Source organism: Halorubrum distributum JCM 10118, from assembly GCF_000337335.1.
In the GTDB taxonomy this organism is placed as follows: Archaea; Halobacteriota; Halobacteria; order Halobacteriales; family Haloferacaceae; genus Halorubrum; species Halorubrum distributum.
Genome location: NZ_AOJN01000050.1, coordinates 1 through 19,586, shown reverse-complemented (window position 1 = coordinate 19,586; position 19,586 = coordinate 1). Strand labels below are relative to the sequence as shown.

Below are 19,586 nucleotides of genomic sequence, written 5' to 3'. Positions count from 1 at the left end.
CCGCCGAGGCGGTCGTCACGGCCGCCCGCGACAACGTCTCCGTCCCGTACGTCGACGTGACGGGGTACGTCGACCTCGAGTCGGCGGCCCCCGACGGCGTCGACGACGTCCGCGACGCGCTCGCGGCAGCCGAGGGGAACGGCGAGGTCCCGGACGGCGTCGAGCTCGACGTCGGCTACGTGGGCTCGCCCGAGTACCGGATCAAGGTCCGCGCGCCGGACTACAAGACGGCGGAGTCGCAGCTCGAGACCGCCGCCGAGCGCGCCCGCGAGTCGATCGAGGCCGCCGGCGGCGTCGGCGATTTCCACCGCGAGCGTCGCGAAGACGACGAGTAACCGCGAGCCGTTCGACCCGCGATTTTTCACCGTGAAATCAGATATCCGCGTCTGCGCGAACTGGGAGACCGCTCACGACCGACCGGTGTACGCGCTCGGCGACCGCTGTCCGGCCTGTGACGGCCCCACCGAGAACAGCGCGCCGGCCCCGTTCGGCCCGGAGGACCCCTACGGCGAGTACCGCCGTCGGGCGCGGCGACGGTCGGAGTAGCCCCCTCCCGGCCGGAGACGCGGCAGCCGGTCGTCGGACCCCAGTCGACCGCGAGCCGTCGGAACGCAAGCCACCGGAATAGCCACGCTCTTGTGACCGCCGCCCGGACGGACGGGGTATGGAGGACATCGAGATCGACGAGGTCGCGACGCCGGAGCTTACGGACCCGGTGTTGATCGAGGGGCTGCCGGGCGTCGGCCACGTGGGGAAACTGGCGGCCGAACACCTCTTAGAGGAGTTCGACGGGGAGCTGGTCCGCCGGGTGTACGCCACGGAGTTCCCGCCGCAGGTGAGTGTCGACGACGGGGGGGTCGCGGACCTGACCTGCGCCGAGTTCCACGCCGTCGAGACCGACGGCGCCGACCTGCTCGTGTTGACCGGCGATCACCAGGCCGGGTCGAACGCGGGCCACTACAAGCTCACCTCGACGTTCCTCGACGTGGCCGAGGAGTTCGGCGCCCAGCGGGCGTTCGCGCTCGGGGGCGTCCCGACCGGCGAGCTCGTCGATGAGTACACCGTCCTCGGCGCGGTCTCCGACGCGTCCCTCGTCGACGACCTGGAGGACGCCGGCGTGGAGTTCCGCGCCGACGAGCCGGCGGGCGGCATCGTCGGCGTCTCCGGGCTCGTGCTCGGCCTCGGCGGTCGGCGCGGCTTCGAGGCCGCCTGTCTGATGGGCGAGACGAGCGGTTACCTCGTCGACCCGAAGAGCGCGCGGGCCGTGCTGGAGACCTTGGAGACAGTCCTCGACATGTCCGTCGATTACGAGAGCCTCGAGGACCGCGCCGAGGAGATGGAGGAGGTCGTCGGCAAGATCCGCGAGATGCAGGAGGGGCCGGCGGTGCCGGACGACGACCTCCGCTACATCGGCTGAACGGGAGCGCACGGCGACTTCGACCCCCTTTCTCTCCGCGGTCGAGCGCCCTCGTCGACCGACCGGAACCCCCGCTTCCGGCAGAGCTAAACCGCATCCACGATCATCGTTCGTGTATGACAGACGTACGCGTCGCTGGGGTGGGGCTCACCCCCTTCGGCAGCCACCCGGAGCGCAGCGGCCGCGACCTGTTCGGCGAGGCCGCGCTTCGGGCGTTCGAGGACGCGGCGGTCGACAGGGCCGACGTCGAGGAGCTGAACTACGGGAACTTCATGGGCGCCCTCGCCGAGCACCAGGGCCACCAGGCGCCGCTGATGGCCGAGGCGGCGGGCGTCAGCTGTCCGGCGACGCGCTACGAATCGGCGTGCGCGTCCGCCGGCGTCGCGGTCCGCGAGGCGGTCCGGACGGTGGCGGCGGGCGACGCCGACGTCGTTCTCGCGGGCGGGATGGAGCGGATGACGAACCTCCCGACCGACGAAGTGACCGAGGGGCTCGCCATCGCGGCCGACGACCTCTACGAGGTGCGGGCCGGGGTGACCTTCCCGGGCGCCTACGCGCTCATGGCCAACGCCTACTTCGACGCGTACGGGGGTAGCCGCGAGGACCTCGCCCACGTCGCGTCGAAGAACCACGAGAACGCCCTCCCGAACGAGTACGCCCAGTACCGCAAGGAGGTGTCCGTCGCGGAGGCGATGGACGCCCCGCCGGTCGCGGAGCCGCTCCACCTCTACGACGCCTGCCCGATCACCGACGGCGCGAGCGCGCTCGTCCTCGTCTCCGAGGAGTACGCGGCGGAGCACGACCTCGACGCCTCGGTCGCGGTGACCGGGACCGGACAGGGGACCGACCGGATGGCGCTCGGCGACCGCGAGCACCTCGCGCGGACGCCCGCCGCGGACGACGCGGCCGACGCGGCCTACGCCGACGCCGGCGTCGAGGCGGCCGACGTCGACGTCGCGGAGGTCCACGACTGCTTCACCATCGCCGAGGTGCTGGCGCTGGAGTCGCTGGGGCTGTTCGAGCCCGGCGAAGGGATCTCAGCGGCCCGCGAGGGGATCACGACCGCCGACGGCGACCTCCCGGTGAACCTCTCCGGTGGCCTGAAGGCGAAGGGCCACCCGGTCGGCGCGACCGGCGGCTCGCAGATCGCGGAGCTGACCCGCCTGCTGCGGGGCGACCACCCCAACAGCGAGCACGTCCCGGACGCCGAGGTCGGCGTCGCGCACAACGCGGGCGGCACGGTCGCCAGCGCGGTCGTCCACGTGCTGGAGGTGGCGGAATGAGCGACGACGGCGCGGACGCGGCGGACGCCTCGTCGCCGACGGACCGAGCGTACGCCGAGTGGCTCGACGCGCTCGCAGACGGGGACGGGTTCGCGGTCGTCTGCCCGGAGGGGCACGGCTCCCTTCCCCCGCGGCGGGTGTGTCCCGAGTGCGGCTCCCCCGAACTCTCGCGGGAGCCCCTCGACGAGACGGGGACCGTCGAGACGTACAGCGTCGTCCACGTCCCGTCGCCGCGCTTCGCCGCCGACGCGCCGTACGCGACGGCGGTGGTCGACTTCGGTCCGACGCGGCTGACGGGGATCGTCCGGGACGGCGGCGCAGACGACGAGGCGCCGGCGGTCGAAATCGGCGATACTGTCGCGGTCGACGTGGGCGAGCGGGCCACCGACGGCGAGCGGCTCGTGGTCTTCCGTCCGGCGGACGGCGAGCCCCCGACCGAAGGCGAGTGAGCCGCGAGCGGCGGGCTGACGGACCAATTCGGGAGCTCCGAGCGATCGCGGCCGGCGACCGCTGACCGCTCGGACGGAGACGACCGCTCGACGCCTGCGGGGCAAAACCATTATACCCGAATGGTAAGTAATCCGAGTGTATGACCGACCGCATCCTGGTCCTGCTCGTCGACGACGACCCGGACCTGCGTGCGGTCGTCGCGTCGTTCTTACGGGAGGAGCGAGACCGGATCGCGGTCGAGACGGCGCCCGGCGCCGCGGAAGGCCTCGACGTCTTAGCGGAGCGCGACGTCGAGTGTGTCGTCTCCGACTACGAGATGCCCGGGAAGGACGGGCTCGCGTTTCTCGCGGAGGTCCGTGAGCGCGACCCGGACCTTCCCTTCATCCTGTTCACCGGAGGGGGGAGCGAGGCGGTCGCGAGCGAGGCGATATCCGCGGGCGTCACCGACTACATCCGGAAGTCCGGCGACACGGAGCAGTGCGAGCGGCTGGCGGACCGGATCGTCGAGGCCGTCGAGCAGCGGCGGGCCGAGCGGGAGGCCGAGCAGGCCGTCGGACAGTTCCGCGCGGTCGCGAAAGGGGCGTCGGACGCGATCCTGTCGGTCGACACCGACGGCGTGATCCGGTTCGCGAACGCCGCCGTCGAGCCGATGTTCGGGTACGAACCGGCCGACCTGGAGGGAGAAGCGCTCACGACGCTGATACCGGAACGACACCGCGACGACCACCTCGATGCGGTCGATCGGTATCTCGCCGACGGCGAGCGGAGCGTCGACTGGTCAGACGTCCGGTTCAACGCGCTTCACCGCGACGGCCACGAGGTCCCCGTCTCCATCTCGTACGGTGAGTTCACCGCGGACGACGAGCGGCGGTTCGTCGGCGTGGTCCGCGACGACAGCGAGCGCGAGCGACACCGGGCGTTCATCGAACACGCCGGCGACGTGGTCACGGTGTTGTCGAGCGACTGGCGATTCCGGTACCTGAGTCCGTCGTGCGAAAGCGTGATCGGTTACGCGCCGTCGGACCTCCTCGGCGAGCGGGCGCTGGAGTACATCCATCCGGAGGATCGAGCTGCCGTGAGTGAGGCGCTCGGCGCGCTCGAGGGCGACGGGGACCCCCCGACCGCCGAGTACCGGTTCCGAACGACCGACGGCGGCTACCGCTGGCTCGAGTCCGTCGGCAGCGACCGGATCGAGACGGACGGCATCGAGGGGTACGTCGTCACCACGCGCGACATCTCCGAGCGGAAGGAGCGCGAGCGGACGCTCGCGAGCCTCCGGGAGTGGACGCGGGAGCTCAACTACACGCGAACCACCGACGAGGCGGCCGAGCTGGCGGTCGAGGCGGTCGACGACCTGATCGACGCCGGGTTGAGCGGGATCCACCTGCTCTCGGAGGACGGCGAGAGCCTCCAGCCGGCCGCGCTCGGCGACTCGGTGCCGATGCTGTTCGAGGAGCAGCCGTCGTACGGCCGCGAGGCGCCGGCACGATCGCGCGCGGCGCTGGCGTGGGACGCCTTCCGCGGCGAGGGGTCGGTCGTCATCGACGAGCTCTCGTCGTCAGATCGGTTGGACGAGCCATCGCCGGCGGAGAGCCTCGTGTTGCGCCCGATCGGCGACCACGGGCTGTTCGTCGTCTCCTCCCCGGATCCGCACGAGTTCACCGACACCGACGTCCTCGTGGCGGAGATCCTCACCGACCACCTCGAAGCGGCGCTCGACCGGATCGAGCGCGAGAGCCGCGTCGAGCGGCTCCACGGCGCCACGCGGACGCTCGTTCGCGCGGAGTCGCGGGAAGCGATCGCCGAGCAGGCCGTCGCGGCCGCCACCGACGTCTTGGAGTTCTCGATCGTCACCGTCCGGCTCTACGACGAGGCGGCCGGCGGGCTGGTCCCGGTCGCCGTCTCCGACCCCGCGACGGAAGTGTTGCCCGAGCGGGAGACGTTCACGCCGGACGGCGGGAGCCTCAACTGGGCGGCGTTCGAGGCGGGCGAGCTCCGGAAGTTCGACGACATCCGGACGACCGACGCGCTCGACGTCGACACGCCGCTCCGGAGCCTGCTCATCGTTCCGATCGGCGAGTTCGGGACGATATCGATCGGCGAGACGGAGCCGGGCATGCTCGGCAGCGTCGACGAGTACCTCGCCGGAATCCTGGCGACCGCGGCCGAGACGGCGTTCCAGGCCGAGGCGCGCACCCGTCGCCTCGCGGATCGAACTGCGGAGTTGGAGCGGCAGAACGACCGGCTCGAGGAGTTCGCCGGCGTGGTGTCACACGACCTCCGGAACCCGCTTGAGGTCGCTCGCGGTCGGACCGAACTGGCCCGCGAGGAGTGCGACAGCGACCACCTGGCGGCGGTCGAGCGCGCGCACGACCGGATGACCGCGCTGATCGACGACCTGCTCACGCTCGCCCGCGAGGGCGACCCCGTGACCGACGCCGAGCCGGTCGACCTGGGGCGGGTCGTCGGCTCCTGCTGGCGGACGGTCGACACGCGAGACGCGACGCTGCGTAGTGAGGCCGAGGGGATCATCCTCGCGGACGAGGGGCGGCTCAGACAGCTGTTGGAGAACCTGATCCGGAACAGCGTGGAACACGGTTCCACGAGCAGTCGGGCGGAGCCCGACGACAGCGTGGAACACGGCGGCAAGGACGTGACGGTCACGGTCGGAACGCTCTCGGACGGCTTCTACGTGGCTGACGACGGGCCGGGAATCGACCCGGACAGACGCGAGGAGGTGTTCGACGCCGGCTACTCGACCTCGCAGTCGGGGACCGGGTTCGGGCTGCGGATCGTCGAACAGGTGGCCGACGCGCACGGGTGGTCGGTGCGCGCCGTCGAGAGCGAGGAGGGCGGGGCGCGGTTCGAGATCACCGGGGTCGAGTCCCCGGAGTAATCGGGTCGAGACGCGACAGGAGAAAAGCGGGTTCGAACGGTCGGCTTTTCGCGTGGCCTCGTCAGTCTCGCGTGACCAGCTCGACCTCGTGGCCGTCCTGGTCTTTCGTGAACGCGTAGTTGTGGTCACAGGAGGCGGGATCGCGATAGTCGGGCGCCTCGCGGGTCATCAGGTCGTCCCAAGCGTCGTCGAGGTCGTCGACGCGCACCGCGATGTGCCCCCAGCCGTCGCCCATCGTGTACTCGCGGCCGTCGTAGTTGTAGGTAAGTTCGACCTTCATCGCCTCGTCCGGGGCGTCCTCGGGCGCCACGAAGTAGTTCGAGAAGCTGTCGGCCTCCCAGCGGCCGGGCACCTCGGTGTACTCGAACTTCCGGGTCCAGTAGCCGAGCGCCTCGTCGGCGTCCTCGACGCGGATCATCGTGTGGTCGATGCTCCACTTCGCGCCGTGGTCGCGCTTGACGATCTCGATCTCGTGGCCGTCCGGGTCCGTCACGAACGCGTAGCGGTTCCCGCACGATTCGGGGTCGCGGTAGTCCTCGACGCCCTCCGCCATCAGCTGATCGTACGACTCCTGGAGCGCGTCCTCGGGGACCCGGACCGCGATGTGGCCCCACGCGTCGCCGATCTCGTAGGTGCGGTCGTCGTGGTTGTACGTGAGCTCCAAGAGGGCGCCGTCCTCGTGGACGTCCTCGGGCCCGAGGAAGACATTGGTGAACGTGTCCGCCTCCCAGCGGCCCTTCTCCTCGTAGTTCAGGTGGGTCTGGTACCAGTCGAGGCTCTCTTCGAGGTCCTCGACGCGGATCATCACGTGATCGAGCGTTCCGTCCATAGGCGAGCGATCGGCCGCTCGCGTCAAAAGCGTACTGAAGCCCGAACCCGCCCCGCGGCGCCGGACCGGGGGAACAGATACCACCCAAATACGCGTTTTATTAACGCCGCACGGAGTGGATAGATACGTCCCGATCCCCCATACCGGACGTTCGCCGTCTCCGGGCGGCGAACGCTCCAATGGCAAACGAACCGACGAGACCGTCCGCGCCGGACGGCACGACAGCGCAGTATCGCTCGCACACAACACCCCCCGAAGTGGGGAGGCTCCGACAGATCGCCGCGTTCGCTGCGGGGGCACCGTTCACGGCGCTGGTCGCGGCCGTCGAGGTGGCGGTCGTGACAGTCGCGCTCGGCGTGCCGCTCTCGACCGCGCCGGTCGCGGTGGGGCTGGTGGCGTTCGCGGTGTACGCCGCGGACCACGTCGCCGACGCCGAGGGCGACGCCAGCTCGACGCCGTTGCGGGCGCGGATCGCGCTCCGCTACGGGGATCAGCTGATGGTCGTCGCCGCGATGAGCTACGGGCTGGCCGTCGCGCTCGCGGCCGGCGCGGGTCCGGCGGCGCTCGCGCTCGTCCTCGTCCCCGGCACGGTGTGGATCGGCTACGCCACCGACTGGATCCCGGCCGCCGGCGACCGGCTCGAGCCGCTCGGTGACCGCGTCGGGCCGCTCGGCGAGGTCTCGCTCCCGCGCCTGAAAGACGTGTTCCTCCTCAACTCCGCGGCGGTCGCGCTCGCCTGGGCGGTCGCCGTCGTCGCCGCGCCGCTCGCGTTCGCCGGCGTTCCCGTCGACTCGGTCGGGACGCACGCGGTCGGCCTGCTGTTCGCCTACGTCTCCGTCCGCTCGTTCGTCGACGTCGAGGTCCCGAACGTCAGGGACGTGGCGGCCGACGCAGCGCAGGGCGTGGCGACGCTCCCCGTCGCGTACGGGGTCACCGGAACGCGGCGGGTCCTGTTCGCCGTCGACGCGGTCGCGGCCGGACTGCTGGCGGCCACCGCCGCGACCGGCGTCGCGTCGCCTCCCGCGCTCGCCGCGCTCGGCGTCGGCCTCGCGGTCTCGGTGACCGTCACCGCGCTGGCCGACCGGCTCGACGGCGCGGCGCTCGGCGTCGCACCGGACTGTAGCTACCTCGTCGCCGGCGCCGTCCTCCTCGCGCTGTGAGGCGAGGACGAACCCGGCGTTGAGGGCCGAGAGACCGAATTTTCAATGAGATAACTCGACCCGATGAGTTATAAATCCGATGCGCGTAAAAAAACGCCATGACCGCGTTGAGTCCGCTCTCCGTCACCCTCCTCGTCGCCGTGACGGTCGGACTGGCGGCGGCGATCCTGGCGTGGCGGGAGCGGCCGGAGCCGGGCGCGACGTGGCTCGCGGTGCTGCTCGCCGGGCAGGTCTGGTGGGCGACGTTCCTCGTCTTCGAGCTGGAGGCGACGACGCTGCCGGCGAAGGCGCTCTGGTACGACGTCCAGTGGGTCGGCGTCGTCGCCGTCCCGGTCGGCTGGCTCTTCTTCGCACTGGCGTACACGGGCTACGACCGCTACGTGACGCCCTTCTCCGTGGCGCTGGTGTCGGTCCTCCCGGCCGCCACCGTCGCCGTCGCCGCGGCGGGCGATCCCGGTAACCTCCTCGCGGCCGACCGGGTCGTGCGCGAGACCGCCGTCGGGACGTTCCTCGACGTCGTCCCCGGGCCCCTCTACTACGTCATCGCGGGGTACACCTACCTCCTCGGCGCAGTCGGGTCGATCCCTCTGATCCAGCTGATCCGCGACGACGCGCGCCCGTTCCGGGGACAGAGCGCTGCGCTGCTCGTCGGGACCGCGGCGCCGTGGGCCGGCAGCGTCGCCTACATCTCAGGCGCAATCCCGATTCCTGGGCTGGATCCCACGCCGCTGGTGTTCGGGGTCTCGGGGGTCGCGTACCTGCTCGCGCTCTCGCGGTTCCGGCTGCTGACGCTCGCGCCGGCTCCGCGCCGCCGGGCGCGACAGCTCGTCTTCGAGCAGCTTCACGACCCCGTCTTCGTCGTCGGGACGGAGGGGCTGCTCGTCGACCTGAACGAGAGCGCCGCCGAGACGTTCGGCGTCGACCGACGCGAGGCGATCGGCCAACCCGCCTCCGCGGTCGTCCCGAAGTACGACGCGGTCCGCGAGCTCGACGAGAGCGGCGACGACAAACCGCGGGCGATACGAGTCGTCGGACGGGACGGCCAACGGCCGTACGAGGCGACGATCAGGGACGTGGTCGACGACCACGACCGAACCACCGCCCGGGTGATCACCTTCCACGACGTCGGGGCGTACCTCGGCCAACAACAGCGGCTCAACGTGCTCAACCGGGTGTTCCGCCACGACGTTCGGACGGAGACCAACCTCATCCAGGGGTACGCCGAACAGCTCCGCTCGGACCCGACCGACGAGCGCGCCCTGTCGATCATCGAGGAGAGCGCCGAGCGGATGCTCGAACTCAGCGAGCGCACGCGGAGCGCCGGCGAGCTGTTCGACCCGACGGAGGAGTCCGAGTCGGCGCCGCTCACGGCCGCCGTCGACGCGGCCGTCGCCGAGGCGCGAGCGGTCGCTCCCGACGCGCGGGTCGAGGTCGGTCGGGTGGCGGCCGTCCCCGTCCCGGTCGTGTTGGAAGTCGTCTTGGGGAACCTCTGTACGAACGCGGTCGGACACAACGAGGCGGACGCCCCGTGGATGCGGATCGACACCGCGGTCGCGGACGGCTGGGTCGAGGTCACGGTCGCGGACGACGGCCCCGGGATCGACCCCGCCGAGTACGACGTGCTGGACCGCGGCACGGAGACGCCGCTGCGACACGGCAGCGGTATCGGCCTGTGGATCGTCAAGTGGGGCGTCGATCACCTCGGCGGGCGGATCTCGTTCGACGAGCGCGAGCCGAGCGGGACGGTCGTGACGGTCTGCGTCCCGGTCGACCGCTCGGAGACGCCGGTAGCCGACTCGGACGGGGAGCCCCCGGACCCGCCCCTCGGTGACTCGGCGCAGACCGACGAGGCGGGCTCGCTGGGGCCGCCGCCGAACGCGGGTCGATAGGCACTTGACGCCGGGCGGCGACCCCGACGTATGGACGCTACGGCCACGACTTATCTCCCGTACGCGCTGCTCGCGATGGGCGCGTACGCGCTCGTCTCGCCGCTGATGCGCGTCGCCACGACCGGTCCGAACGCGATCCCGAGCGACGTCGCCGTCGTCGTCTCGAACACCCTGCTCGTCGCCATGGCGGTCGGCGTGATCGTCTACACCGAGCAGGGCTTCACCACCCACCTCGCGTCGCCGAAGCTGGCGCACGTGCTCGCCGCGGGCGTGTTCCTCGGGATCGGCATCCTCGCGCTGTACCGCTCGCTCTCCCTGGGCCCGGTGAGCGTCGTGACGCCCATCTTCGCGATGTTCCTCGTCTTCTCGTCGGTGATCGGCTTCCTGTTCCTCGGCGAGTCGTTCACCGCCCGCAAGGGGCTCGGAATCGTCTTCGCCGCCGCGGCCGTCTACCTCGTCTCCGGCGCCTGATAGCGGATCGTCTGGGGCCGACGAACCCCGCCGATCCGGAACCGTCTGCCGCGTGACGAAACGCCTTTAGCCGCCAGCGGGAAATGAGCGCATCCGTCGTGTCTCGCCTTCCGAGCTCCCTCCGTGAGCTGATCTCCCGCCTCCCGAACCCGTTCCGGGCGCTGATCTTATACATCGGCTTCGCCCTCGCGCGGGTCGGCCTGATCGACCGCCACCGCGTGGTTCGGACCACCGACCTCGCGTGGCCGCGGATCGTGACGGGGATCGCGCGGATGTCGAAGAACGCGGTCGACGTCGCGATGGTCGGCGTCGCGGTCGGCACCAGCGCCGTCGCCGGCGTCGGCTTCGCGGGCCCGTACTGGGGGCTCGCGTTCGCGCTCGGCGGCGGCGTCGCCGGCGGCACCATCGCCCTCGTCTCCCAGCGGTACAGCGCCGAGGCGTTCGTCGAGCTCGGCGACGCCGTCCGGTCGAGCGTGCTCCTCGTGATCGCGATCAGCGTCCCCGTCAGCGGCGCGTTCTGGCTGTACGCCCCGGCGTTCATCGACGTCTTAAGCAGCAACGAGGCGGCGATCGCCTACGGCGCCGACTACCTCCGCGTGGTCGGCCTCGGCGTCCCGTTCGCCGCGCTCAACCTCGTCGGCAGCCGCGTGCTGGTCGGGTGCGACGACGCCTACACCGCGATGCAGGTCCGGGCGGGCGGCGCGCTCGCGAACATCGTCCTCAGCGCGCTGTTCATCTTCGGCTTCGGCTGGGGCGTCGAGGGCGCCGCGGTCGGCACCGTCCTCTCGAACGTCCTCGCGGTCGCGGGCTTCACCGTCGGACTCGTCCGCGGGAGCGCCCCGCTGATCGGCGAGTTCCCGGTCGAAATCGACGCGACGGGCTCGTACCTCAACCCCGGCATGCTCCGCGACCTCGTCGAGATCGGCGTGCCCGTCGGCGCGCGCAACCTCGTGTGGACCGCCGCCGAGTTCCCCATGCTCGCCATCCTCGACGTGTTCGGCGAGAACACCGTCGCCGCGTTCGTCATCGCCCGCCGCATCTGGGGGATCATGAACACCCCCGGCTGGGGGTTCGGCCTCGCCTCCTCCAGCCTCGTCGGGCAGGAGCTCGGCGTCGAGCGCCCCGACGAGGCCGAGGCGTACGCCCGCGACATCATCCGCTTCTCGGTGGCGACGTACGCGGTCTCCGCGGTGCTCATCGCGACCTTCGCGACCGACATCGTCTCGCTGTTCGCCCAGTCGCCCACGAGCCCCGAGATCCCGATCGCGAGGGACCTCGTGTACGCGGCCTGCTGTGCGGTGATCTTCCAAGGGGTATCGGGCGGCGCGGCCGGTCCCCTCGACGCCGCCGGGGACACGAAGATCCCCTTCGCGAGCCAGTTCCTCGGGATGTTCTGCGTGTCGATACCCCTCGCGTACGTCGGCGCACACGACGCGACCCCGGCGATAACGATCCCGGACGTCCTCACGATCCCGGCGGTAGAGGTCCCGCTCGTCGGCTTCGCGACTCCGCTCGTAGAGATCCCGTTCGTCGGGTTCACGCTCCCGCAGGTCGCGCTCCCCGCCATCGGGCTGTGGGGACTCTACCTCGCGTTCATGGCGGAGACGACGATCCCCGCCGCGATCAACTACCTGCGGTTCCGCTCGGGCAAGTGGAAGAAGATAAGCGAGGCGTACCGCCCCGAGGCGACGGCGGACGACTGAGGCGGGCGACGAGTCGCTTCGCCGTTCCTCAAGTCACGTTCGGGCGCCGCGTGAGCAGAATAGTATTGTACATAGTAAACAATACTTAAAAAGTAAGAGTCTGGAAAAGTCCAATCGGGGCTCGCTACGGGGTCAGTATTGGATGGTAGGCACAATAGTTATGCGGCAGCGACACTGATACACTGGTATGATGAACTGCGAGAAAGCGCGGGTGTTCGGGTCGGCACTGGTACTCTTACAGGGAGTCGTGACGGCGCTGTTCCCACAGGCGAGCGTCCGCCTCACGAAGAAGATGCTCGGAAAGAACTTCGACAACGCCTCCGAGCTCGAAGCGAAGCCGGCGTACATCCGGCAGCTGCGCGCGATCGGCGTGGGCATGATCGCCGCGGGCGGAACCGGGCTGCTCCTTGAGGACGCGGAGGAGCCGGAGGCAGTGGTCTCCGAACTCGCCGGCGCAGAGGCCGACGACGAGGAGTGAACGGCTTTCGGGGGCGATCCCGACGAACCCCTAACGAACGGTTTCGAGTCGGGGCGATCACTCCGCGGGGCGTTCACCGCCGACTGCCGACCGGCGTTGCGAGTCGCACCGTCGACAACCGAGAACGCCCCGCACGCTTTAGTTCGCGCCCTTAGAGGATACGCTCGTGAACGACGAGCTATTCGAACGCATCCTGGTGCCGATCGCTGGGCCCGACGACGCCGAGGCCACGGCGCGGGCGCTGCGGCCGCACCTTGACTCGGGCACGACGCTCATCGTGACGCACGTGACGCGGGGCGAGAGCGGCGAGACGACGATCAAGACGGGCAGAGACCAGTTCGCGGGAGCGACCTACGATACCTTCTTCGACATCCTCTACCGAGACGACCTCGAGTTCGAGTGGCTGACGCTCGAGGCGCAGGAGGTCGCGGCGGGCCTCATCGACGCGGTCGGCATGACCGAGGCGACGCTCGTCGCCTTCACGCCCAGAGACATCGACAGCTGGAAACGGACGATCACCGGTGACCCCGGCGGCCGCCTCATCCGAGAGGCGGACGTTCCGGTGATGGTCTTCCCGGACCGGCGCGCGTGACTGGCGAGCGGCGCACAGGCACCTCGGACGGTCGGGCGGGGCGAGGGGGATCTCCACTGCCGCGGTGACCGCCAGCCGCCGTCTCGGACCGCGGTCAGACGAGACCTTAACACGCCGCGTCCGGCGTCTCGACGCCTGCCCGGCCCGGGCTCGCAACCGTTACGATTCGCCCGCGGACGACTCGACGAGGTCCGCGAAGTTGGCGAGCGTCCGGGTGGCGGTGGAGTCCTCGAAGGCGTCGTCGGCCGCCTCCCAGTCGTCGTACTCGTCCGCGATCCGAGGAGTGAACTCGGGGTGGTACTGGACCGACCAGACCGGCCGGTCGCGGTGTCGAGTCGCGAAGTACTCGTAGTAGTCCGCTCGCCCGACGACCTCCATCCCGTCGCCGAGCTCCGTCACGACGTCGGAGTGAAGGACGGGGACGCTCGGTTCGACGCCGTCGAATAGCGGCTCGTCGGCGTCGAGTTCGGCGTCGCGGATCTGGAGGCGGGACGTCCCGCTGTCGACGACCTCGCCGCCGAGGGCGGCGTTCAGAATCTGATGGCCGAAACAGATGCCGAGCGTCGGGACGCCCTCCGCGACGAGCCGACGCGCGAACCGCTTCTGGGCCGCGATCCACGGCTGGTCGGGCTCATCGTACACGCCGACCTCGCTCCCGCCGATGACGACGCCGTCCACGCCCTCGAGGCTCGGGTCGCCGTCCTCGTGCGGGTAGCGGTACGCGCGGGCGTCGGGGAGGAAGTGGATGATCTCGTCGGCCATGTAGCCGCCGTCGACCGCGTTATCGAGTACCAGTATCATCTGGGAGTTATTTAAGATGAACTGAACTCTTGGCAGGTACATGAGTTTCGATGCCGAAGCGGTCCGTTCGGACTTCCCCGTGCTCGACCGACGCGTGAACGGACACCCGCTCACCTACCTCGACAACGCCGCGACCACGCACACGCCCCGCCAAGTGTACGACGTCTTCGAGGAGTTCTACGCGGGGTACAACGCGAACGTTCACCGGGGGATCCACGAGCTCAGCCACGAGGCCTCGCTCGCCTACGAAGCGGCACACGACCGCGTCGCCGACTTCCTCGGCGCGGACGGCCGCGAGGAAGTCGTCTTCACCAAGAACACCACCGAGAGCATCAACCTCGTCGCGTACGGCCTCAGCCGACGCCTTGGCGAGGGCGACGAGATCGTCGCGACGGAGATGGACCACCACGCCTCGCTGGTCACCTGGCAGCAGATCGCCGAGCGCACGGGCGCGACCGTCCGCCACATCCCCGTCACGGCCGACGGCCACCTCGACATGGACGCCGCCCGCGACCTCGTCACCGACGACACCGCGGTCGTCTCTGTCCCCCACGTCTCGAACGTGCTCGGGACGATCAACCCCGTCGCGGACCTCGCGGCACTCGCGCACGACCACGACGCGTACGCGGTCGTCGACGGCGCCCAGTCGGCCCCGACGCGGCCCGTCGACGTGGGGGCGATGGACGCGGACTTCTTCGCGTTCAGCGGCCACAAGCTCGCCGGGCCCACCGGCATCGGCGGGCTGTACGGGAAACGGGAGATCCTGGAGGAGCTCGACCCGTTCCTGTTCGGCGGAGAGATGATCCGGAACGTCACGCTCACCGACTCGACGTGGAACGAACTGCCCTGGAAGTTCGAGGCCGGCACGCCGCCGATCGCCGAGGGCATCGCCCTCGGCGCGGCCGTCGACTACCTCGAGGAACTGGGAATGGACGCCGTCCGCGACCACGAGAACGAGCTCGCACAGTACCTCCTCCGAGAGCTCGCCGACCGGGAGTTCGTCCGGACGTACGGTCCCGGCGTCGGCGAGGAGCGCACCGGCCTCGTCTCGTTCAACGTCGAGGGCGTCCACGGCCACGACCTCTCCAGCCTCCTCAACGATCGAGGCATCGCCATCCGCGCCGGCGACCATTGCACGCAACCGCTCCACGACCGGCTCGACATCCCCGGCTCCGCTCGCGCGTCCTTTTACGTCTACAACACCCGCGCGGACGTCGACCGCCTCCTCGATGTCGTCGACTCCGCGCGCGACGACCTGGACGCGTACCTCGCCTCCGACCGCTACCACGATCTCATCAGCGAGCACTACCACCGCCCCCGTAACCCGGGCTCCCTCACCGATCCGACGTTCGTGAAGTCCTCCGAGGAGACGACCTGCGGCGACGACGGCGAGTTCCACGTCGCGATCGCCGACGGCCGTATCGAGGAAATCGCCTTCGAGAGCCGGAGCTGTGCGGTCAGCCGCGCCGTCGCCAGTCTGCTCTCGGAGCACCTCGAAGGCATGTCGGTCGAGGCGGTCGCCGACCTCGACGGGTACGTCGCCCGCGAGCTCGACGGACGGTACCCCGACCTCCGACGCGAGTGCGTCGAAGGCCCGGAGGACGTCATCCGGGAGGCGGCCCGCGAGTACGTCCAGAAAAACAGCGCGTAGGACCGCTACCGCATCGTCTTTCGCGGGTCGGTCACTTCTCGTCGGCGTGCCGAACCTCGACCGCGACCCCCCGCGTCGCCCCCGCCATCTCCGGGCCCGACATCGCCGCGCGGCCGACCGCGAACGCCTTCGGCCCCTCGATCACGACCTCGTCGCCCACCCGAATCTCGTCGGCTGCGTCGACGACGCCGGGCGCGAGGACGGAGCCGCGCGGGACGAATTCGTCGATCTCGACCCGCTTCGTCGGCGCGTCGCTCTCGACCCAGCGGCGCGCGCCGGCGAGGGTGAAAGAGAGGGTCCCGTACTGCGGAACCATCGTCGCCAGCTGCTCGCCCGGCTCCCCCTCGCGGCCCGCGTCGGGGTCGTCGGCCCACACCTGGAGCTTGGGGTAGCGGCCGGTGGTCCGGACGTCGGCCTCGCCGCCGTAGCGCTCGATATCGACGCCGTCCCCGCCGCCCGCGCCGCGCCCGCCGAACAGGTCGTCGCCGGCGCCGTCGCCGAGGAGGTAGTCGGCGATGGCGCGGACCGTGTTGTGCTCGCGCTCGCGCTTGCTGTAGGCGGGTTCGCCCTGGAGCGCGGCGTTCAGCTCGCCGAGCGACTCGTCCGTCGTCGGGTGGTCGACGCAGGTGTACTCGAAGTCGACGTCGACCGCGGGGTCGCCCTCGACGCGCTCGCAGATCTCGCGGTAGCCGTCCTCTGGGACGTGCGCGATCACGCGGGAGTAGTCGTTGCGTTCGAGGTACCGCCGCAGCACCTCCGCGACGAACCCGATCTCGTCTTCGCTCCAGTCGCCGGTGACGACCGAGTCGTAGTGCTGGGCCGGATACGTCGTCTCCAGCTCCTGCGGCACCACGCCGATCGGCGAGGTCATCGAGACGGTGTGGCCGCGCCACTGGATCGCGTCGTGGAACTGGCGGTGGCTCTGGGAGTCGCTGTACGGTTTGGTTGCCGAACAGGGGACCAACACGAGCGGCTGGTCGGTGAAGCGGTTTCGGTACCGGCTCGTGACGCGGTCGGCGAACCGCCGGATCTCGACGCGGTCGAGCGTCTCCGCCGACGCCGCCGTCACTTCCGCGTCGCGCATGAGCGGCGTCCGTTCCTCCACGTACCCCCACTGGTCGTCGAACTCGCGGAACGCGGCCGTGAGCCACCCCTCGTGGCGGGCCTGAGCCTCGATGTAATCCCGGAGGCGGCCGCTCCGGATCCGCTCGCGAACGCGGCGCAGTTCGGCGCGGAGCGCGTTCGCGTTGTGGTCGGCGCAGTCGGCGCGCGTGAACTCGCTCCGGGACTTCGCGCAGGCCGGGCAGGCGCAGGGGAGCTCGTCGAGGTCTTCGAGGAAGTGCGCCGCGTCGGCGGTGAGGTACATCCCCTGCGTCCCCTTCGTCCGCGCGAGCGTCTCGTCGACGAGGTCGACGCCGGCGTACGCGAGGACGGCGACGTTACGCGGCGTCGCGACGCCGGAGAGGCCGAGGGCGGCGTCCGGCGGCAGGGACTCCTTCGCCCGAACGATGGCGTCCCGGAACGCCTCGCCGTGGCCGACGAACCCCTGCGCGTCGGAGAGGAGGTACGCGTCGGCGCCGAGGTCGCGGGCGCTCCGGCTGTCGACGACCGCCGCGGAGGGAAACTCTGCGTCCGGATGCTCGACCGCGAACGACTCGCGGACCTCGTCGCGCGTGCCGGCCGGGAACGACCGGTGCGGCAGCACCGTGAGCGCGCTCTCGTCGCCCTCTGGCACCTCGCGGTCGCCGGCCCAGAGGCTCCCGGCGTCGTCGAGGAACGGGTCCGCGAGCGCCGGCGTCGTGACGGGGTCGGCGAGGCGGACCGCGCCGAGGCGGGCGGCGCCGTCGCGCTCGTGGACCTCGAAGTAGTCGGTCATACCACCACTCGCGCGGGGACGGTCAATTCTCTTGTGTTCCGCGGTCGACCGGGTGTCCTCTCGCGGATCCCCGTCCGATCGCTTCGCCGCAACTGTTAGGCGGAACGCGACCCAGAAACCGATATGGACCCGACCGGCCCGTGGGACCGCGACCGCGTCGACGAGTTCCTCGCCGACGCGTGCGTCCCGGTTCGCCTCGGCTGCCGCACGCCGAGCGACCACCCCTGGATCGTCTCGCTGTGGTTCGCGTGGGACCCGGACGCGGGATTCGGGACCGACGCCGAAACCGGTTCCGACGACCCCGCCGGCGCGATCCGCTGCGCGACGAGCGCGAGCGCGGACCTCGTCGAGTTCGTCGAGCACGACGACGAGGTCTCCTTCGACGTGTCGACCAACGACCCGCCGTACAAGGGCGTCCGCGGGCGCGGCCGAGCGACGGTCCTCCCAGACGACGACAAGCGGCTCCTCCGGTCGCTCCTGAGCAAGTACCTCGGCGGGACCGACAACGCGACCGCCGACCGGCTCCTGCGGCCCGACCGCGAGGAGGTGGAGATCCGGGTCGAACCCGAGCGACTCCACGCGTGGGACTACACCGAGCGCATGGGGGCGACGGAGGAGTGAGGCGAGCGCGGGCGGGCGGTCCCTGAGCGCGCCGGCCGGCGTGGCTCTCCGCGAGGCGATCGTTTAAGCGGTCGCCGGGCCACCGGGTGGTATGAGCGTTCTCGACACCCACGAGTACCGCGCGTTCCGCCGCGACCTCCACCGCCACCCGGAGCCCGCGTGGCGCGAGTTCTACACCACCGCACGCATCGTCGAGGAACTCCGCGAGCGGGACCTGACGGCGCTCCACGTCGGGCCCGACGCGCTGGCGACCGACGAGCGCCTGAACGTCCCGGACGACGAGGAGCTGGCGGAGTGGGAGGACCAGGCCCGCGAGGCGGGCGCGGACCCCGAAACGCTCGACCAGCTCTCGGGCGGCTACACCGGCTGCGTCGCGGTCGTCGAGCGCGGCGACGGCCCCGTGGTCGGCCTGCGGGTCGACATCGACGCGCTGCCGATCACGGAGTCGGAGTCGGGCGAGCACGTCCCGGCGGCGGAGGGGTTCCGCTCCGAACACGAGGGGTTCATGCACGCCTGCGGCCACGACGCCCACGCGACGATGGGGCTCGGCGCGCTCGACGCCGTCCTCGACTCCGACTTCTCCGGCACGCTGAAGGTGTTCTTCCAGCCGGGCGAGGAGCAGGTCGCCGGCGGGAAGCCGATGGCCGAGTCGGGCCACCTCGACGACGTCGACTACCTCTACGCGGTCCACGTCGGCCTCGATCACCCGTCGGGCGAGGTCGTCTGCGGCGTCGAGGGGTTCCTCGCGGTGCGGCACTTCCTCGCGGAGTTCACGGGCGAGCCCGCGCACGCCGGCGCACGCCCCGAGCAGGGCCGGAACACGGTCCAGGCGATGGCGGCGGCGGTCCAGAACCTCTACGCCATCCCGCGGCACGCCGACGGTCCCACGCGGGTGAACGCGGGACTCGTCGGCGGCGGCACCGCGACGAACATCATCCCCGAGGAGTCGCACATCGAGGGCGAGCTCCGGGGGCAGACGACCGAGCTGGCGGAGTACATGTCCGAGCACGCCGACCGGATCCTCGACTCGGCCGCGGAGATGCACGACTGCGAGGTTGACGTGTCGACGCTCGGCGAGGCGCCCAGCGCGACGAGCGACGACGCGCTCGCGGGGCTCGTCCGGGAGTCCGCGGGCGACGTCGAAGGCGTCACGAACATCGTCGACAGCGACGACCTCGGCGGCTCCGAGGACGCCACCTACCTGATGAACCGCGTCCAAGAGCAGGGGGGACTCGCCTGCTACCTCGGCGTCGGGACGGACCACCCGGGCGGCCACCACACGACCGACTTCGACGTGGTCGAGGACGACATCGCGATCGGTATCGACGTGATCGCCGGCGCGATCCGACGGGTCGCCGAGACGCGACCGTAAGACTCCGGAGCGGTTTTTCGACCAGTATTTAAAACATCTGCGAAGGATTTTATAAACGAACGCGGTGGCGCGTGCCGACGCGCGGCCGCCATCGGCG

General features: G+C 70.7%; 17 protein-coding genes and 1 pseudogene. 15 read left to right on the top strand and 3 right to left on the bottom strand.

The window, feature by feature from the left end; translation table 11 throughout:
• From C466_RS11225 to C466_RS11200, 6 genes and pseudogenes are all read left to right on the top strand, one after another.
• A pseudogene (locus C466_RS11225) lies at positions 1–335 on the top strand (translation initiation factor IF-2 subunit alpha); the annotation flags it as partial.
• Positions 336–366: 31 nt separating this feature from the next.
• Positions 367–546 (top strand): RNA-protein complex protein Nop10, encoded by a 180-nt coding sequence (locus C466_RS11220; RefSeq protein ID WP_004595878.1) that lies wholly within the window; start codon positions 367–369, stop codon positions 544–546.
• Between the two features lie 118 nt (positions 547–664).
• Positions 665–1,417: a proteasome assembly chaperone family protein gene (locus C466_RS11215; RefSeq protein WP_004595880.1), complete on the top strand. Its 753-nt coding sequence runs from the start codon at positions 665–667 to the stop codon at positions 1,415–1,417.
• A 116-nt stretch (positions 1,418–1,533) separates the two neighbouring features.
• Entirely contained in the window at positions 1,534–2,700 is a 1,167-nt protein-coding gene (locus C466_RS11210) for a thiolase domain-containing protein (protein ID WP_004595882.1), read from the top strand.
• Positions 2,697–3,149 (top strand): Zn-ribbon domain-containing OB-fold protein, encoded by a 453-nt coding sequence (locus C466_RS11205; RefSeq protein ID WP_004595885.1) that lies wholly within the window; start codon positions 2,697–2,699, stop codon positions 3,147–3,149. Before C466_RS11210 ends, C466_RS11205 begins: the two co-directional genes overlap by 4 nt.
• A 140-nt stretch (positions 3,150–3,289) precedes the next feature.
• Positions 3,290–6,046: a hybrid sensor histidine kinase/response regulator gene (locus C466_RS11200; RefSeq protein WP_004595887.1), complete on the top strand. Its 2,757-nt coding sequence runs from the start codon at positions 3,290–3,292 to the stop codon at positions 6,044–6,046.
• 61 nt (positions 6,047–6,107) lie between these two features.
• On the opposite strand, the gene C466_RS11195 is transcribed toward C466_RS11200, so the two are convergent.
• Positions 6,108–6,875: a VOC family protein gene (locus C466_RS11195; RefSeq protein ID WP_004595890.1), complete on the bottom strand. Its 768-nt coding sequence runs from the start codon at positions 6,873–6,875 to the stop codon at positions 6,108–6,110.
• Positions 6,876–7,054: 179 nt separating this feature from the next.
• On the opposite strand from C466_RS11195, the gene C466_RS11190 reads away from it, so the two are divergent.
• From C466_RS11190 to C466_RS11165, 6 genes are all read left to right on the top strand, one after another.
• A complete protein-coding gene (locus C466_RS11190) occupies positions 7,055–8,035 on the top strand; it encodes a UbiA prenyltransferase family protein (RefSeq protein ID WP_193366051.1) in 981 nt (326 codons plus the stop codon).
• Between the two features lie 98 nt (positions 8,036–8,133).
• A complete protein-coding gene (locus tag C466_RS11185) occupies positions 8,134–9,924 on the top strand; it encodes a histidine kinase N-terminal 7TM domain-containing protein (RefSeq protein WP_004595894.1) in 1,791 nt (596 codons plus the stop codon).
• A 30-nt stretch (positions 9,925–9,954) separates the two neighbouring features.
• Positions 9,955–10,395 carry an EamA family transporter gene (locus tag C466_RS11180; RefSeq protein ID WP_004595896.1) on the top strand — a complete coding sequence of 147 codons (441 nt, stop codon included), beginning with the start codon at positions 9,955–9,957 and terminating at the stop codon, positions 10,393–10,395.
• Between the two features lie 83 nt (positions 10,396–10,478).
• Entirely contained in the window at positions 10,479–12,098 is a 1,620-nt protein-coding gene (locus C466_RS11175) for an MATE family efflux transporter (protein ID WP_004595897.1), read from the top strand.
• 187 nt (positions 12,099–12,285) lie between these two features.
• Entirely contained in the window at positions 12,286–12,576 is a 291-nt protein-coding gene (locus tag C466_RS11170; protein WP_004595899.1) for a hypothetical protein, read from the top strand.
• A gap of 166 nt (positions 12,577–12,742) precedes the next feature.
• Positions 12,743–13,168 (top strand): universal stress protein, encoded by a 426-nt coding sequence (locus C466_RS11165; RefSeq protein ID WP_004595902.1) that lies wholly within the window; start codon positions 12,743–12,745, stop codon positions 13,166–13,168.
• A 159-nt stretch (positions 13,169–13,327) separates the two neighbouring features.
• Here C466_RS11165 and C466_RS11160 read toward each other — a convergent pair whose 3' ends face one another.
• Positions 13,328–13,969, bottom strand: coding sequence for a type 1 glutamine amidotransferase (locus C466_RS11160; protein ID WP_004595903.1), 642 nt, complete (start codon positions 13,967–13,969; stop codon positions 13,328–13,330).
• A 40-nt stretch (positions 13,970–14,009) separates the two neighbouring features.
• Here C466_RS11160 and C466_RS11155 point away from each other — a divergent pair, with 40 nt between their 5' ends.
• Positions 14,010–15,620 (top strand): SufS family cysteine desulfurase, encoded by a 1,611-nt coding sequence (locus tag C466_RS11155; RefSeq protein ID WP_004599797.1) that lies wholly within the window; start codon positions 14,010–14,012, stop codon positions 15,618–15,620.
• 31 nt (positions 15,621–15,651) lie between these two features.
• On the opposite strand, the gene arcS is transcribed toward C466_RS11155, so the two are convergent.
• Positions 15,652–17,496, bottom strand: coding sequence for an archaeosine synthase subunit alpha (arcS, locus tag C466_RS11150; RefSeq protein ID WP_004595907.1), 1,845 nt, complete (start codon positions 17,494–17,496; stop codon positions 15,652–15,654).
• Between the two features lie 123 nt (positions 17,497–17,619).
• Here arcS and C466_RS11145 point away from each other — a divergent pair, with 123 nt between their 5' ends.
• Complete coding sequence (locus tag C466_RS11145; RefSeq protein WP_004595909.1) at positions 17,620–18,117, top strand: pyridoxamine 5'-phosphate oxidase family protein; 498 nt, start codon at positions 17,620–17,622, stop codon at positions 18,115–18,117.
• 91 nt (positions 18,118–18,208) lie between these two features.
• On the top strand, positions 18,209–19,489 hold the full coding sequence (locus tag C466_RS11140; protein ID WP_004595910.1) for an amidohydrolase: 1,281 nt from the start codon (positions 18,209–18,211) through the stop codon (positions 19,487–19,489).
• Positions 19,490–19,586: the final 97 nt, after the last annotated feature.